At 72.7% G+C, this 16,497-nt stretch carries 12 protein-coding genes; 9 read left to right on the forward strand and 3 right to left on the reverse strand.

The window, feature by feature from the left end; genetic code table 11:
• Window positions 1–33 precede the first annotated feature (33 nt).
• The 9 genes from ACQ9ZG_RS25820 to ACQ9ZG_RS25860 all read left to right on the forward strand — a co-directional run bounded on the left by ACQ9ZG_RS25820 (window position 34) and on the right by ACQ9ZG_RS25860 (window position 9,302).
• On the forward strand, window positions 34–723 hold the full coding sequence (locus ACQ9ZG_RS25820; RefSeq protein WP_109914304.1) for a response regulator: 690 nt from the start codon (window positions 34–36) through the stop codon (window positions 721–723).
• A gap of 151 nt (window positions 724–874) precedes the next feature.
• On the forward strand, window positions 875–3,661 hold the full coding sequence (locus ACQ9ZG_RS25825) for a DNA translocase FtsK (protein WP_499281268.1): 2,787 nt from the start codon (window positions 875–877) through the stop codon (window positions 3,659–3,661).
• A gap of 369 nt (window positions 3,662–4,030) precedes the next feature.
• Window positions 4,031–4,834, forward strand: coding sequence for a helix-turn-helix domain-containing protein (locus ACQ9ZG_RS25830; protein ID WP_028419019.1), 804 nt, complete (start codon window positions 4,031–4,033; stop codon window positions 4,832–4,834).
• A gap of 158 nt (window positions 4,835–4,992) precedes the next feature.
• Complete coding sequence (gene rimO, locus ACQ9ZG_RS25835) at window positions 4,993–6,474, forward strand: 30S ribosomal protein S12 methylthiotransferase RimO (RefSeq protein ID WP_084991774.1); 1,482 nt, start codon at window positions 4,993–4,995, stop codon at window positions 6,472–6,474.
• Window positions 6,471–7,388 carry a CDP-diacylglycerol--glycerol-3-phosphate 3-phosphatidyltransferase gene (pgsA, locus tag ACQ9ZG_RS25840; protein ID WP_499281269.1) on the forward strand — a complete coding sequence of 306 codons (918 nt, stop codon included), beginning with the start codon at window positions 6,471–6,473 and terminating at the stop codon, window positions 7,386–7,388. The genes rimO and pgsA overlap by 4 nt, the downstream gene beginning before the upstream one ends.
• The gene (locus ACQ9ZG_RS25845; protein ID WP_028419022.1) at window positions 7,385–7,894 is read left to right on the forward strand and encodes a CinA family protein; all 510 of its coding nucleotides are present in this window, start codon (window positions 7,385–7,387) and stop codon (window positions 7,892–7,894) included. The genes pgsA and ACQ9ZG_RS25845 overlap by 4 nt, the downstream gene beginning before the upstream one ends.
• 109 nt (window positions 7,895–8,003) lie before the next feature.
• A complete protein-coding gene (locus tag ACQ9ZG_RS25850; RefSeq protein ID WP_003965837.1) occupies window positions 8,004–8,387 on the forward strand; it encodes a helix-turn-helix domain-containing protein in 384 nt (127 codons plus the stop codon).
• A 233-nt stretch (window positions 8,388–8,620) separates the two neighbouring features.
• Window positions 8,621–9,091: a Dps family protein gene (locus ACQ9ZG_RS25855; protein ID WP_028419023.1), complete on the forward strand. Its 471-nt coding sequence runs from the start codon at window positions 8,621–8,623 to the stop codon at window positions 9,089–9,091.
• Between the two features lie 37 nt (window positions 9,092–9,128).
• Window positions 9,129–9,302, forward strand: a complete 174-nt coding sequence (locus ACQ9ZG_RS25860; RefSeq protein ID WP_018488365.1) for a CsbD family protein — start codon at window positions 9,129–9,131, stop codon at window positions 9,300–9,302.
• Window positions 9,303–9,876: 574 nt separating this feature from the next.
• On the opposite strand, the gene ACQ9ZG_RS25865 is transcribed toward ACQ9ZG_RS25860, so the two are convergent.
• The 3 genes from ACQ9ZG_RS25865 to ACQ9ZG_RS25875 all read right to left on the reverse strand — a co-directional run bounded on the left by ACQ9ZG_RS25865 (window position 9,877) and on the right by ACQ9ZG_RS25875 (window position 16,472).
• Window positions 9,877–10,668: an SDR family NAD(P)-dependent oxidoreductase gene (locus ACQ9ZG_RS25865; protein ID WP_109917600.1), complete on the reverse strand. Its 792-nt coding sequence runs from the start codon at window positions 10,666–10,668 to the stop codon at window positions 9,877–9,879.
• A 67-nt stretch (window positions 10,669–10,735) separates the two neighbouring features.
• On the reverse strand, window positions 10,736–11,587 hold the full coding sequence (locus ACQ9ZG_RS25870; protein ID WP_028419026.1) for an Fpg/Nei family DNA glycosylase: 852 nt from the start codon (window positions 11,585–11,587) through the stop codon (window positions 10,736–10,738).
• A 196-nt stretch (window positions 11,588–11,783) separates the two neighbouring features.
• Window positions 11,784–16,472: an Lhr family ATP-dependent helicase gene (locus ACQ9ZG_RS25875; RefSeq protein WP_499281270.1), complete on the reverse strand. Its 4,689-nt coding sequence runs from the start codon at window positions 16,470–16,472 to the stop codon at window positions 11,784–11,786.
• Window positions 16,473–16,497 lie beyond the last annotated feature (25 nt).

Genomic DNA, 16,497 nt, shown 5'->3' on the forward strand with positions numbered 1-16,497 from the left:
CCCGGTGCATTTCCGGGGCGAGGAGGGCGGGCCATGGTGCAGAAGGCCAAGATCCTCCTGGTCGATGACCGGCCGGAGAATCTGCTGGCGCTGGAGGCCATCCTCTCTGCGCTCGATCAGACACTGGTCCGGGCATCGTCAGGGGAGGAGGCGCTCAAAGCGCTGCTCACGGATGACTTCGCGGTCATCCTGCTGGATGTCCAGATGCCGGGCATGGACGGTTTCGAGACCGCCGCCCACATCAAGCGGCGTGAGCGGACCCGGGACATCCCGATCATCTTCCTCACCGCGATCAACCACGGCCCGCACCACACCTTCCGGGGATACGCGGCCGGTGCCGTGGACTACATCTCCAAGCCGTTCGACCCGTGGGTGCTGCGCGCCAAGGTCTCCGTCTTCGTCGAGCTGTACATGAAGAACTGCAAGCTCCGCGAGCAGGCCGCGCTCCTGCGGCTTCAGCTGGAGGGCGACGGCCACGCGGGCGGGGCGCACGAGAAGGAGCCCGCCGGTCTGCTGGCCGAACTCTCCGCGCGGCTCGCGGCGGTCGAGGAGCAGGCGGAAGCCCTCTCCAAGCAGCTCGACGACGAGTCCGCCGACGCGGCGGCCGTCGCCACCGCGGCCCATCTCGAACGCAAGCTGACCGGCCTGCGCCGTGCGCTCGACGCACTGGAGCCGGGCACGGGCAGCGGTGCCGGCATCCTGCCCGCGCAGAACCAGCCGTAGATCTCCGGCAACGGGCGCGCACACCCCCGGGCCTTCGGCCGCGGACCTCGGCATGAGGGCTTGTCAGTTCCCGGGCAGCGGGCGGCGACACGGTCGGGTGAACCAGTAGGCGAACGTGTTCACGGGCGTGGACAGCGGTAACCTCGGCACCATGGCCTCACGTACGTCCGGCAAGGGTTCCCAGTCCACAGCGGGCACCGCGAAGCGCGTCGGCCGTACACCAGGGCCGGCGAAGAAAGCCGCGCCCGGCGGGAAGACCGCCCCGAAGAAGTCGGCCGCGCCCGCGAAGAAGGCGCCCGCCAAGAAGGCGGCGGCCAGGCGGCCCGCGCCCAAACCCGCACCGTCCCCCACCAACGGCGTCTACCGGCTGGTGCGCGCCGTCTGGCTCGGCACCGCCCACGGCGTCGGAGCGGTGTTCCGCTCCATAGGGCGCGGTGCGAAGGGACTTGACCCCGCCCACCGCAAGGACGGCCTCGCGCTCCTGCTCCTGGGCCTCGCGCTGATCGTCGCCGCCGGCACCTGGTCCAACCTCCAGGGGCCCGTCGGCGACCTGGTCGAGATGCTGGTGACTGGGGCGTTCGGCCGGCTCGACCTGCTCGCGCCGATACTGCTCGGCGCCATGGCCGTACGGCTCATCCTGTATCCGGAGCGGCCCGAGGCCAACGGCCGGATCGTCATCGGGCTCTCCGCCCTGGTCCTCGGCGTGCTCGGCCAGGTCCACATCGCCTGCGGTTCGCCGGGCCGCGAGGACGGCACGGAGGCGATGCAGGACGCGGGCGGGCTGGTCGGCTGGGCCGTCTCCAAACCGCTGATCTTCATGATGGGCGAGGTCCTCGCCGTACCGCTGCTCGTGCTGCTCACCGTCTTCGGGCTCCTCGTCGTCACCGCGACCCCCGTCAACGCCATCCCGCGCCGGCTGCGCCAGCTCGGCGTCCGGCTCGGCATCGTGGAACCGGCGTACGAGCCCGGTGAGGGCGACGAGCACGACGACGAGCGGTACGAGGAGCAGTGGCGCGAGGCGCTGCCCGCCGGGACGCGGCGCGGCTCCGCCCGCCGTCAGGACCCCGATGCCGTGTACGACCACGACAGCGCCGAGGAGGAGGCCCTCTCCAAGCGCAGGAGGCCCCGCAGGCCCGCCGCCCAGCCCGCGATGAACCGGCCTCTGGACGCGGTGGACGTCGCCGCCGCCGCGGCCGCCGCGCTGGACGGGGCCGTACTCAACGGCATGCCGCCCTCGCCGGTCGTCGCGGACCTGACCCAGGGCGTCTCGGTGGACCGGGACCGGGAGCGTGCCGGCACGCCCGTGCCCGGAGCCCGGGAGGCCGAGCGGCCCAGGCCGGGCGTCCGGAAGACCGCACCGGAGCCGGACGAGGCGGCCGAGCGCTCCGGGGGAGTGCCCGACCTCACCAAGCCGGCCCCCGAGGCCTCGCCCGGACTGCCCGCCCGCGCCGAACAGCTCCAGCTCTCCGGCGACATCACCTACTCCCTCCCCTCGCTCGACCTGCTGGAGCGCGGCGGGCCGGGCAAGACCCGCAGCGCCGCCAACGACCTGGTGGTCGAGTCGCTCACCACCGTCTTCACCGAGTTCAAGGTGGACGCGGCGGTCACCGGCTTCACCCGGGGGCCGACGGTCACCCGCTACGAGGTGGAGCTGGGCCCGGCCGTGAAGGTCGAGAAGATCACCGCGCTGACCAAGAACATCGCCTACGCGGTGGCCAGTCCGGACGTACGGATCATCTCGCCGATCCCGGGGAAGTCGGCGGTCGGTATCGAGATCCCCAACAGCGACCGCGAGATGGTCAACCTGGGGGACGTGCTGCGGCTCTCCGAGGACGACGACCCGATGATGGTCGCCTTCGGCAAGGACGTCGAGGGCGGCTACGTCATGCACAGCCTGGCGAAGATGCCGCACATGCTGGTGGCCGGAGCCACCGGGTCCGGAAAGTCGTCCTGCATCAACTGCCTGATCACCTCGATCATGGTGCGGGCGACCCCGGAGGACGTCCGGATGGTCCTCGTCGACCCCAAGCGCGTCGAGCTGACCGCGTACGAGGGCATCCCGCACCTGATCACGCCGATCATCACCAACCCCAAGAAGGCCGCCGAGGCACTCCAGTGGGTCGTACGGGAGATGGATCTGCGCTACGACGACCTGGCCGCCTTCGGCTACCGGCACATCGACGACTTCAACAAGGCCGTACGGGAAGGGAAGGTCAAGCTCCCCGAGGGCAGCGAGCGGGAGCTGTCGCCGTACCCGTACCTGCTGGTGATCGTCGACGAGCTGGCCGACCTGATGATGGTCGCCCCGCGTGACGTCGAGGACTCCATCGTCCGCATCACCCAGCTCGCCCGCGCCGCCGGCATCCACCTGGTGCTCGCCACCCAGCGCCCCTCGGTCGACGTGGTCACCGGGCTCATCAAGGCCAACGTCCCCTCCCGGCTCGCCTTCGCCACCTCCTCCCTCGCCGACAGCCGGGTCATCCTCGACCAGCCCGGTGCCGAGAAGCTCATCGGCAAGGGCGACGGGCTGTTCCTCCCGATGGGAGCCAACAAACCCACCCGTATGCAGGGTGCCTTCGTCACCGAGGACGAGGTCGCGGCCGTCGTCCAGCACTGCAAGGACCAGATGGCCCCGGTCTTCCGGGACGACGTCGTGGTCGGCTCGAAGCAGAAGAAGGAGATCGACGAGGACATCGGCGACGACCTGGACCTGCTCTGCCAGGCCGCCGAGCTGGTCGTCTCCACCCAGTTCGGGTCCACCTCGATGCTCCAGCGCAAGCTGCGGGTCGGGTTCGCGAAGGCGGGCCGGCTGATGGACCTGATGGAGTCGCGCTCCATCGTCGGCCCCAGCGAGGGATCCAAGGCGCGCGACGTCCTGGTGAAACCCGACGAGCTGGACGGGGTGTTGGCCGTCATCCGCGGGGAATCCGCTCCCTGAGGGTGGCCGGTTCTACAGGGGTGGCCCGCCGCCGGCAGCGGCGGGCCGACTCCGTACAGGTGAATCCATCCGTAAAGGTTCTGTGGGCAACCGTTTCGCGCGGTCATACGTCCAGTTGGAGGGAGGGGTGGAACGATGCTCCACCGCCCTCCTGCCCAGCCCGTAACCCGCTACCCTGTTCGGCCCACTCCAGGTTGCCCAGTCCTCGACAGGGGCACGGTCCCGGTCCCGCTCCGCCCGCGGAGAGGTCCACCGGACCGCCCGGCGAACCCGATGGCGTACAAAGTCGTCCCTCCCGGTTGCCCCTCCCTTTCGTACCCCCCCTAGACTGAACATCCAGCAGGTGGCTCACGCTCGAAAGGCGCCCCCGTGTCCATCGGCAACTCCCCCGAAGACGACCGGCCTTCGATCGGTCGTGCCCTTCAGCAGGCTCGTATCGCCGCAGGTCTGACGGTCGAGGAAGTCAGCAGCTCCACCCGGGTGCGCATCCCCATCGTGCACGCGATCGAGGAGGACGACTTCTCGCGCTGTGGCGGCGACGTCTACGCACGCGGCCACATCCGCAACATCGCCCGTGCCGTCGGTATCGACCCGGAACCCCTGGTCGAGCGTTTCGACGGAGACCACGGCGGCCGTCCCGCACCGACCCCGGCGGCTCCGCTGTTCGAAGCGGAGCGCATCCGTTCCGAACCGCGGCGGCCCAACTGGACCGCGGCCATGGTCGCGGCCATCGTCGCGGTGGTCGGCTTCGTCGGCTTCACCCTCTTCAACGGTGCGGACGACAAGCCCTCGAACACCGCCCAGGTCGCGGAGGGCTCCAAGCCCGACAAGACCGCCGCCAAACCCACCACCACCAAGCCGGCCGAACCCCGGCCCGTGCCCTCCGAGAGTGCCATCGCCGCCGCCCCCCGGGACAAGGTGACGGTCAAGCTCGGTGCCAACCAGGGCAAGAGCTGGATCTCCGTCAAGGACCACAACGGCCGGCTGCTCTTCGACGGGCTGCTCCTCGAAGGCGAGTCCAAGACCTTCCAGGACAAGGAGCGCATCGACCTCGTCCTCGGCAACGCCGGGGCGATCGAACTCTTCGTCAACGGCAAGAAGCTCCAGGACCGCTTCGAGCCGGGCCAGGTCGAACGGCTCACCTACACCAAGGGTGACCCCGAGGCCGGCTGAGCCCGCACCTCCGCACCGCGCCGACGGGCGCCCGGCCCCGTGCCGGGCGCCCGTCGGCGTTCCCGGTCCCCTCCCCGCCTGCTACGCGGAGTAACAGCGGCGAGGGCGGGCAACCCTGCTCGGCGGGAGGGCCGCCGGGACGAAGTAGTCTTGAGTCCATGCCCGAACGCCGTACCGTCGCCCTTGTCACTCTTGGCTGCGCCCGTAACGAGGTGGACTCGGAGGAGCTTGCAGGCCGCTTGGCAGCGGACGGCTGGGACCTCGTCGAGGATGCCTCCGACGCGGATGTCGCAGTCGTCAACACCTGTGGGTTCGTCGAAGCCGCCAAGAAGGACTCCGTCGACGCCCTGCTCGAAGCCAACGATCTCAAGGACCACGGCCGCACCCAGGCCGTCGTCGCCGTCGGCTGCATGGCCGAGCGCTACGGCAAGGACCTCGCCGAGGCCCTGCCGGAAGCGGACGGCGTCCTCGGGTTCGACGACTACGCCGACATCTCCGACCGGCTCCAGACCATCCTCAACGGCGGCATCCACGCCTCGCACACCCCGCGCGACCGCCGCAAGCTGCTGCCGATCAGCCCCGCCGAGCGCCAGTCCGCCGCCGTCTCCCTGCCGGGCCACGCCCAGGAGGCGCCCGCCCCGGCCCCCGCGGACCTCCCGGAAGGCGTCGCCCCGGTCTCCGGGCCGCGCGCCCCGCTGCGCCGCCGGCTCGGCACCAGCCCCGTCGCCTCGGTGAAGCTCGCCTCCGGCTGCGACCGCCGCTGCTCCTTCTGCGCGATCCCCTCCTTCCGCGGCTCCTTCATCTCCCGCCGCCCCTCGGACGTGCTCCAGGAGACCCGCTGGCTGGCCGAGCAGGGCGTCAAGGAGGTCATGCTCGTCTCCGAGAACAACACCTCGTACGGCAAGGACCTCGGGGACATCCGCCTGCTGGAGACCCTGCTCCCCGAGCTGGCCGACGTGGACGGCATCGAGCGCATCCGGGTCAGCTACCTCCAGCCCGCCGAGATGCGCCCCGGCCTCATCGACGTCCTCACCTCGACGCCGAAGGTCGCCCCGTACTTCGACCTCTCCTTCCAGCACTCCGCCCCCGGCGTGCTGCGCGCGATGCGCCGCTTCGGTGACACCGACCGCTTCCTGGAACTGCTGGACACCATTCGGAGCAAGGCCCCCGAGGCCGGTGCGCGCTCCAACTTCATCGTCGGTTTCCCCGGCGAGACCGAGGCCGACCTCGCGGAGCTGGAACGCTTCCTCACCGGCGCCCGCCTCGACGCCATCGGCGTCTTCGGCTACTCCGACGAGGAGGGCACCGAGGCCCTCGGCTACGAGAACAAGCTCGACGCCGACACCATCGCGGAGCGGCTCGCCCACATCTCCCAGCTGGCCGAGGAGCTGACCTCGCAGCGCGCCGAGGAGCGCGTCGGGGAGACCCTCCAGGTGCTCGTGGAGTCCATCGAGTCGGACGAGGACGGCGAGGTCGCGATCGGCCGCGCCGCCCACCAGGCCCCCGAAACGGACGGCCAGGTGGTCTTCACCACACGCGAGGGTCTCGTGCCGGGCCGTATGGTCGAGGCGAAGGCAGTGGGCACCGAGGGCGTCGACCTGGTGGCCGAACACCACGAGCTTGCGGAGGCAGCCAGATGACGGGAGTCCCGGCATCCGCGGCAGGCGGCTCCGGCGCGAAGCCGGTCCGCGGCGGCAAGCTGGGCGCTGCGGCCGTCAACCAGGCCAGCCTGTGGAACATCGCCAACATCCTGACCATGGTGCGGCTGCTGCTCGTGCCCGGGTTCGTCCTGCTGCTGTTCCACAACGGCGGCTACGACCCGGCCTGGCGCTCGTTCGCCTGGGCGGCCTTCGCCGTCGCCATGATCACCGACCTCTTCGACGGTCACCTCGCCCGCACGTACAACCTGGTCACGGACTTCGGGAAGATCGCCGACCCGATCGCGGACAAAGCGATCATGGGGGCCGCGCTGATCTCCCTGTCGGTCCTGGGCGATCTGCCGTGGTGGATCACCGGAGTGATCCTCGCCCGTGAGCTGGGCATCACGCTGATGCGGTTCTGGGTGATCCGGCACGCGGTGATCCCGGCCAGCCGGGGCGGCAAGCTCAAGACCCTGGCCCAGGGGACGGCGGCCGGGATGTACGTCCTCGTGCTCACCGGCCCCCTGGCCACCCTGCGGTTCTGGGTGATGATGGTGGCCGTCGTGCTGACGGTCGTCACCGGTCTCGACTACGTACGCCAGGCAGTCGTCCTGCGCCGCCGGAGCCTGGCCGCCGAGCGCGCGGCCGTGGGGCGCACGGCGGAGGCGCTGCAGGAGGCCGCTGGGTCGCCGGGGGCCGGTATGGTCTCCGGCGCTGCGGCTGCCGGTGCCGCCGGGGCTGCCGCGGACGGTGCCGGTGGTTCCGGTACGACGGTGGGCGTGGCCGGGGGCGCGAACGGCTCCGGTTCCGCGGTTGCCGGAGGACCGGCCGGTTCCGGTTCGGTCGCGGCCGGTGACGCGGTGCCCGTGGAGCCCGTCGTGGGGGCGCGGGACGGCGCGGAGGCCGAGCGGTGACAGCCGCTGCCCGGGTGCTGGAGCGGCTCGTGGAGCGCGGGGAGACCCTCGCCGTCGCCGAATCACTGACGGGCGGCCTGGTGGCCGCGGACCTCACCTCCGTCCCCGGCGCCTCCCGGTCCTTCCGGGGCTCGCTCACGGCGTACGCCACCGCCCTCAAGGGGGAGGTCCTCGGAGTGGACGGGACCCTGCTGGCGGAGCGCGGGGCGGTCGATCCCGAGGTCGCGCGGCAGATGGCGGCCGGGGTGCGGCGTGTGCTCGGTGCGGACTGGGGGATCGCCACGACCGGTGTCGCGGGCCCCGAGCCGCAGGACGGGCAGCCCGTCGGAACGGTCTACGTGGCCGTCGCGGGACCTTCCGGCGTCGAGAAAGTGTCGGCTCTGCGGTTGAATGGTTCCAGGGCGGACATCCGTAAAGAGAGTGTGGGAAGCGTCCTCGAACTGCTCGCGAGCGAACTCGACGGAAATGTGCGGGCACAGGATACGGAACAGACCGGGGAGAATTGATGTTTGCAGCCCTGAGTGAACACGACATCGCTCCCCGCACGGCCGCAGCGCAAGGCGGTACGGTAGGGCGTGAAGGATGCGGCTACGCGGTCCGAGGAGGGAGCCACCGATGATTCTGCTCCGTCGCCTGCTGGGTGACGTGCTGCGTCGGCAGCGCCAGCGCCAAGGCCGTACTCTGCGCGAAGTCTCCTCGTCCGCCCGGGTCTCGCTCGGTTATCTGTCCGAGGTGGAGCGGGGGCAGAAGGAGGCGTCCTCCGAGCTGCTCTCCGCGATTTGCGACGCGCTTGACGTACGGATGTCCGAGCTCATGCGTGAGGTGAGCGACGAGCTGTCGCTCGCGGAGCTGGCCGAGTCGGCAGCTGCCAGTGATCCGGTCCCAGTACCGGTTCGTCCGATGCTCAATTCCGTCTCCGTCTCGTCGGTCGCAGGAGTGCCGTCGGGACGCGTGACCATCAAGGCGCCCGCGGAAGCGGTGGACGTCGTCGCCGCCTGACCCGCGCGCGGCACAGTGCTCGACCGGAGTCCCGGTCGGTCCCCACAGGGGCCGGCCGGGACTTTCGTTTTCCCCGCGGGCGAGGTGTGTGAGGTGCCGGAGAGCGGGCAGACGGAGGTGGAGGCCAACATGACTGTTTTGCTTGATTTGTGCCATCGTGGGTGGTGCGCCGAAACGGTCGGCGGACCGTCCGACGACGGCCCGCGGTACGCCTGACGGATGGGAGTGTGTGCATGTCTGTGGTGAAGAGTCCACTGTCCGAGAGCGACCTCAAGCTCGTCGGGGAAGCGCTTCAGGGCGCGCTGGTCGACCTGGTCGACCTCTCCCTCGTGGCGAAGCAGGTCCACTGGAACGTGGTCGGCCCGCGCTTCAGGTCCGTCCACCTCCAGCTCGACGACGTGGTCGCGACGGCCCGGCAGCACTCCGACACGGTTGCCGAGCGCGCCTCCGCGATCGGGGTCAACCCCGACGGCCGTTCCACGACCGTCGCCAAGGAGACCGCCATCCGGTCCGTCCCTGAGGGCTGGATCAAGGACACCGACGCGGTGAAGGCGCTCGTGGACGCCCTGGGCGTGGTCATCGGCCGGATGCGCGAGCGCATCGAGGTGACCGACGCGCCGGATCCCGTCACCCAGGACATCCTGATCGCACTGACAGCAGACCTCGAGAAGCACGCCTGGATGTTCCAGGCCGAAAGTGCCTGAGCGGAAGGAACGAAACATCGTGACTGGTGAGAACGCCATGGACAAGCTCAAGGGCAAGGGCAAGGAGGCCGTCGGCAAGCTGACCGGCGACCGCCGCAAGGAGTCCGAGGGCAAGGCCGACCAGGCCAAGGCATCGGCCAAGGACAAGGTCGACGAGGTCGGCGACCGCGCGAAGGGCGTCACGGACTCCCTGCGCAACGACGACAAGTAGTCCCCGGGCGCTGCCGCCCGGCTGGCTGTTCCCGAGTGCCCCCACCGTTCCGGTGGGGGCACTCGGGCGTGTCCGGGGGGCGTGGGGTGCGTGTGGGGGAGCTGTCGGGCGTGCGTTCTGGATGCACGGGGGCCGCTGCCGGGGGAAACTGCCCGAAAGGATGTCGGCCGCAGGAGGGCAGCGATGGTACGGCGATGGGTGCCGGCGCTGGCCCTCGGCGGGCTGTGGTGGTGGGCGGTGCTGCGCCTGGCCCTCCAGCCGGAGCAGGCCGGTCTGGTGGAGGGTGCGGTGGCCGCGGGCGGGTGGGGGCTGAGCCTGCTGCCGGTCCATGTGGCGGCTGTGGCGGGTGGGGGGAGCGCTGGGGGTTCGGGGACGGATTCCGGTTCGGGTCCGGCCGAGGGCTCCGGTTCGGGGGTGGATCGGGGTTCGGGTTCCGGTTCGGGGGTGGGCTCCGGTCCCGCTTCCGCTTGGCGGGCGAGCTCGGGGGCGGTGGAGGCGGTTACGGGGTGGCTCCGGGCGATATCCGGGCCGGGGCGGGAGCGGCAGCAGGGGTGTGGGCGGTGGGGGGCGGGGGTTACCAGGGCATGGCGACGCCGCCGTTCGGGCGGAGGATCTGGCCGGTCGTGAAGGCCGACGCGTCGGACGCCAGATACAGCACCGCGTGGGCCACGTCCGCGGGCTCCCCGACCCGTCCCAGGGGCGAGATCCGGGCCATCGTGGCCTCCGCCCGCCGCTGCTGCTCGGCATCGTGCCGTTCGGTCATCGGCGTACGGATCCACCCCGGGGCCACCGCGTTCACCCGGATGGCGTGCGGGCCCAGCTCGGTGGCGAGCGTCCTGGTCAGCTGGACCACGGCCGCCTTCGCGGCGCCGTAGCAGAGCAGGCCCGCCTGCGCGGAGTCCACGGCGCCGGACGCCAGCGTGATCAGCGAACCGGGGGCGGAGCGGTCGACCAGGGAGCGGGCCACCTCCTGGCAGGCGTACAGCACCCCCTTGAAATTGACCGCCAGCACCCGGTCCAGGTCGTCGTCCGCCGTCTCCAGGACGCTGCTCGTGTGCATGATCCCGGCCGCGGCGACCAGGATGTCGACCTCGTCCGCCGCCCGGACGGCCGCCCGCACCGCGTCCCGGTCGGTGACGTCGAGCGCGTGGGTGCGGGCCGTGCCGCCCGCCCGCGTGATCGTCTCGTACGTCCGGCGCAGCCCCGTCTCGTCACGGTCGGCGCAGTGGACCACGGCTCCGGCCCCGGCCAGCAGCGCGGCGCTCGCCCGGCCGATCCCGCTCGCCGCGCCCGTGACGAGCGCGGAGCGGCCCGTGAGGTCGTAGGCGGCGGACGCGGTGTACACGTCGTCCGTGGAGAGGGGCATGAGGGGACCGTACGGCTGAATCCGACGGACCGTCAATCGTTGTGCCGGTCCCTCTTCCACTGTGCCCTCAGGGCGTCGGGCCCGCTTGGCAGGACGGGCACCAGTAGGTGGGCCGGTCGGCCTCGTCGGCCTTGCGGATCGGGGTGCCGCAGCGCAGGCAGGGGCGGCGGTGCCGCCCGTAGACGTACAGGGGTTCCTGGACCCGGAGGGGCGGCAGGGGCCTCTTCGGGCGGGCGGGGGCCGGGGTGTCGGGGCGGGGGCGGCGTTCGGCGCGGACGGTGGTGGTGCGGGTGGGGCGGTACCGGTTGGCGTCGAGGAGCCGGTGGGCCAGGGCGACCAGCCTCGGGAGGGCGCCGTCGGGCAGGGCGCCCACGGGGAGCCAGGGAGTGACGCGGGCCAGGAAGCACAGCTCGCACTTGTAGACATTGCCGATGCCCGCCAGGTTGCGCTGGTCCAGGAGGGCTTCGCCGAGAGGGCGGTCCGGGGTGGCGGCGAGCCGCGCCACGGCCGCGCCGGGGTCCCAGTCCGGGCCGAGCAGATCGGGGCCGAGATGGCCGACGGCCCTGCTCTCCTCGCTGGTGCGGAGCAGTTCGAGGACGGGGAGCCGGTAGCCGACGGCCGTGTGCTCGGTGTTGGCGAGCACCGCGCGGATCTGGTGCCCGGGGCCGCCGCGCCAGCGCTCGCCCGGTGCGTACACCCGCCAGGCACCGTCCATCCTGAGGTGGCTGTGCAGGGTGAGCCCGCCCTCGACGCGGGTCAGCAGGTGCTTGCCGCGCGCGGTGACGTCGAGGACCGTACGGCCGCTGAGGTCGGAGGTGGCGAACCGGGGGACCCGCAGGTCGGCCTCGGTCAGGACCCGGCCCGCCAGCGCTGCGTGCAGCCGGGCGGCGGTCTGCAGGACGGTGTCTCCTTCAGGCATACCTCCATGATGGGCGCGCGGGTGCCTCGGTGGGGTGAGGCGTGGTGCGGCGATGGACGGTGGGGACGAGGAGGGCCGGTTGCGCCGTGGTGGGTGCCGGGTGGCCGGGGTGGAGGGGCGGTTACGGAGCGGCGGCGGTGGGTGCGGCCTGGCCCGCCCGGGGCGGTCCCTCCCTCTGGGCCGGGGCACGCCCGGGTCAGGCTCGCAGGCGCAGGCCTTTCGGGGTGGCGAGGAAGCCTGCCGCCTCCAGCGTCCGCCCCAGGGGCGAGGTGAGGGCGGAGACCCCGTTCGTCCGCTCCACCGTCACCGTGCCCAGGGTCCCGGCGCGGGCGGCGGCGGCCAGGGCCTCGGCCGCTGCCAGGAGTGCGGGGGACTCGGGGTCGGAGGGCCAGGCGAGCAGGGACTTGCCGCCGCGCTCCATGTAGAGCGTCAGCTCGCCGTCGACGAGGACCACCAGGGCCCCCGCCTTGCGGCCGGGCTTGTGTCCGGCGCCGTCCGGGGACTCCGGCCAGGGCAGCGCGGCGCCGTACGCGTTGGCCGGGTCTGCGGCGGCGAGCACCAGGGCCTGCGGCGCGGTGCCCGGGGCCCGGCGGTCGCGGGCCGTGGCGGCCGCCCGCAGCCGGTCCACCGCCCCGTCCATCGCGAACTGGGCGGCCCCGAGCCCCTCCACCACGTAGCCCCGCCGGGCCTGGCCGCTGTCCTCGAAGGCGGCCAGGATGCGGTACGTCGCGGAGAAGCCGCCCTCCACCCCTTCGGCCTGGACCGCGCCCCGGGTCACCACGCCGTGCCGGTCGAGCAGGGTGCGGGCCAGGGCGTGGGCGCGGTGGGTCGGCTCGGGCTCGCGTGGGGGCAGCAGCGACCAGCGGCCCGAGACCGTCGGCGGGCCGGTGCGGGAGGCGGGCCGGGCGGCCGCGGTGAGGGAGCCGTACCGCCCGCGCGGCACACTGCGCCGGGCGCGGTGGGCGGTGGAGCCCGCCGTCCTCCCCGAGCCGAGGAGCGAGCGGAGCGGGGCGAGGGTGTCGTTGGTCAGCCTGCCCGACCAGGCCAGCTCCCAGAGCGCGTCGGCGAGCTGCTGGTCGGAGCAGTCCGGGTGGGTGGTGGCCCGGACCTGGTCGGCGATCTGCCGGAAGAAGAGGCCGTACCCCCCGGCCAGGGTGGTGAGCAGGGACTCGTGGAGCGCCGACAGCTCCAGTGGGTGCGGTGCCGGCAGCAGCAGGGGCGCGCCGTCGGCGGGGTAGAGGGAGAGCCAGCCGTCCTTGCCGGGCAGCGCCCCGGCCCCGGCCCAGATCACCTCGCCGGTGGTCGTCAGCTCGTCCAGCATCGCGGGGGTGTACCCCCTGACCCGGCTCGGCAGGATGAGCTTCTCCAGGGCCGAGGCGGGAACGGGCGCCCCCTGGAGCTGCTCCACGGCGCGGGCCAGTCCGTCGATGCCCCGGAGACTGCTGGAGCCGAAGTGCTGCCACTGCGGGAGGAAGGAGGCGAGCGCCGCGGGCTCCACCGGCTCCAGTTCCTGGCGGAGCGCGGCCAGCGAACGGCGGCGGAGCCGGCGCAGGACCGTGGCGTCGCACCACTCCTGGCCGATGCCCGCCGGGTGGAACTCGCCCTGCACGGTCCGGCCCGCGGCGGCCAGCCGGTGCAGCGCACCGTCCGTGACGGCGGTGCCCAGGCCGAACCGCTCGGCGGCCCGGGCGGCGGTGAACGGGCCGTGCGTCCGGGCGAAGCGGGCGAGGAGATCGCCCAGGGGATCCTTCACCGGCTCGGTGAACGCCTCGGGCACCCCGACCGGGAGCGCCGTGCCGAGCGCGTCCCGCAGCCGCCCCGCGTCCTCGATCGCCGCCCAGTGGTCCGTCCCGGCGATCCGGACCCGGATCGCCCGGCGGGCGGTCGCCAGCTCCGGAGCCCAGGAGGGCTCGGCGCCCCGCTCGGCCAGCTCGGCTTCGGTGAGGGGGCCCAGCACGCGCAGCAGATCCGCGACCCCTTCGACGTCCTTGACCCGGCGGTCCTCGGTGAGCCACTGGAGCTCCCGCTCCAGCTCGGTGAGGACCTCGGGGTCGAGCAGCTCGCGCAGCTCGGCCTGGCCCAGCAGCTCCGCCAGGAGACGGGAGTCCAGCGAGAGGGCGGCGGCCCGCCGCTCGGCCAGCGGTGAGTCGCCCTCGTACAGGAACTGCGCGACGTAACCGAAGAGCAGGGAGCGGGCGAACGGGGAGGGCTCCTGGGTGGTGACCTCGACCAGCCGGACCCGGCGCGCCTCCAGGTCCCCCATCAGCTCGGTGAGCCCGGGGACGTCGAAGACGTCCTGGAGACACTCGCGGACGGCTTCCAGGACGATCGGGAACGAACCGAACTCTGACGCCACCTGGAGCAGCTGCGAGGCGCGCTGGCGCTGCTGCCAGAGCGGGGTGCGCTTGCCGGGCGAGCGCCTCGGCAGCAGCAGGGCCCGGGCGGCGCACTCGCGGAAGCGGGCGGCGAACAGCGCCGAGCCACCGACCTGGTCGGTGACGATCTGCTGCACCTCACCCTGGTCGAAGAGGACGTCGGTGGCGCCGACCGGCGGCTGCTCGTTGTCGTACGAGAAGGGCTGCGGAGCCGCCTTCCCGCTTCCCGTGTCCGGGGTGGCGGCCGGGGCGTCGAAGTCGAGCAGATCCAGGCCCATCATGTCCGCGTCGGGGAGCCGCAGCACGATCCCGTCGTCGGCGTGCATGACCTGGGCGTCCATCCCGTACCGCTCACCGAGGCGGGCGGAGAGGGCGAGCGCCCAGGGGGCGTGCACCTGGGCGCCGAAGGGGGAGTGCACGACGACCCGCCAGTCGCCCAGCTCGTCGCGGAACCGCTCCACCAGGATCGTCCGGTCGTCCGGGACATGGCCGCAGGCCCGGCGCTGCTCGTCCAGATAGGCCAGGATGTTGTCCGCCGCCCAGGCGTCCAGCCCGGCGGCCAGCAGCCGGAGCCGGGCGTCCTCCTCGGAGAGCCCGCCGATCTCGCGGAGGAAGGCCCCCAGGGCGCGGCCCAGCTCCAGCGGGCGGCCCAGCTGGTCGCCCTTCCAGAACGGCAGCCGTCCCGGAACACCCGGGGCGGGGGAGACGAGCACCCGGTCGCGGGTGATGTCCTCGATCCGCCAGGACGTGGTGCCCAGTGTGAAGACGTCGCCGACGCGGGATTCGTAGACCATCTCCTCGTCCAGCTCGCCGACCCGGCCGCCGCCCTTCTTCGGGTCGGCCCCGGCCAGGAAGACCCCGAAGAGGCCCCGGTCGGGGATGGTGCCCCCGGAGGTGACGGCGAGCCGCTGCGCGCCGGGGCGGCCCGTGACCGTACCGCCGACGCGGTCCCAGACGACCCGGGGGCGCAGCTCCGCGAAGGCGTCGGAGGGATAGCGTCCGGCGAGCATGTCGAGAACGGCGGTGAACGCCGACTCGGGGAGCGAGGCGAAGGGGGCGGCCCGGCGGACCAGGGCCAGCAGGTCGTCGGCCTGCCAGCTGTCAAGGGCCACCATGGCGACCAGCTGCTGGGCCAGCACGTCCAGCGGATTGGACGGGATGCGCAGCGCCTCGATGGCCCCTTCGCGCATCCGCTCGGTGACGACGGCGGCCTGCACCAGATCGCCCCGGTACTTCGGGAAGACCACGCCGGTGGAGACCGCGCCCACCTGGTGTCCGGCACGGCCGACCCGCTGGAGGCCGGAGGCGACGGAGGGCGGGGACTCGACCTGGACCACCAGGTCGACCGCGCCCATGTCGATGCCCAGCTCCAGGCTGGAGGTGGCCACCACGGCGGGCAGCCGCCCGGCCTTGAGGTCCTCCTCGACCTGGGCCCGCTGCTCCTTGGAGACCGATCCGTGGTGGGCACGGGCCAGCAGCGGGGGAGCGCCCTTGCCCGCACCGGACTGGGCCATGATCTCGGCGGGGGCGTGGGCCTCCGGGAGCGCGGGGACGGGGTTGTCCGGGTCGAAGGCGGTGCCGGTGGCTCGCTCGTACGCGATCTCGTTCAGCCGGTTGCACAGCCGCTCGGCCAGTCGCCGGGAGTTGGCGAAGACGATGGTGGAGCGGTGCGCCTGGACGAGATCCGCGATGCGCTCCTCGACATGCGGCCAGATCGAGGGCTTCTCGGCCTGGGCGGCGTCCCCGTCGGTGGCCGGGGAACCTCCCAGCTCGCCCAGGTCCTCGACCGGGACGACCACCGACAGGTCGAACTCCTTGGTGGAGGGCGGCTGGACGACCTCCACCTTGCGCTGCGGCGACAGGAAGCGGGCCACCTCCCCGACCGGGCGGACCGTCGCGGAGAGTCCGATCCGCCGGGCGGGCCGGGGCAGCAGCTCGTCGAGCCGCTCCAGGGAGAGCGCGAGATGGGCGCCGCGCTTCGTACCGGCGACGGCGTGCACCTCGTCCAGGATCACCGTCTCGACGCCCGCCAGCGCGTCCCGGGCGGAGGACGTGAGCATCAGGAACAGCGATTCGGGCGTGGTGATCAGGATGTCCGGCGGCCGGGTCACCAGGGAGCGCCGCTCGGCGGGCGGGGTGTCACCGGACCGGATGCCCACCCGCACCTCCGGCTCGGGCAGGCCGAGGCGCACCGACTCCTGGCGGATGCCGGTCAGCGGGGAGCGCAGGTTCCGCTCCACGTCGACCGCCAGCGCCTTGAGCGGGGACACGTACAGCACGCGGCAGCGCTTCTTCGCCTCGGCGGGCGGCGGGCCGGCGGCCAGCCGGTCCAGCGAGGCGAGGAACGCGGCCAGCGTCTTCCCGGAACCGGTCGGCGCGACCACCAGCACGTCGCTGCCCTCGCCGATGGCCCGCCAGGCGCCTTCCTGCGCGGCGGTGGGCGCGCTGAAGGCACCGGCGAACCAGCTGCGGGTCGCGGGCGAGAAGGCGTCGAGAGCGGAGCCGGTCATGTCCCCCATCGTGCACCCCGCCACT

The sequence above is a fragment of the Streptomyces araujoniae genome (assembly GCF_050871195.1).
Taxonomy (GTDB): Bacteria; Actinomycetota; Actinomycetes; order Streptomycetales; family Streptomycetaceae; genus Streptomyces; species Streptomyces bacillaris.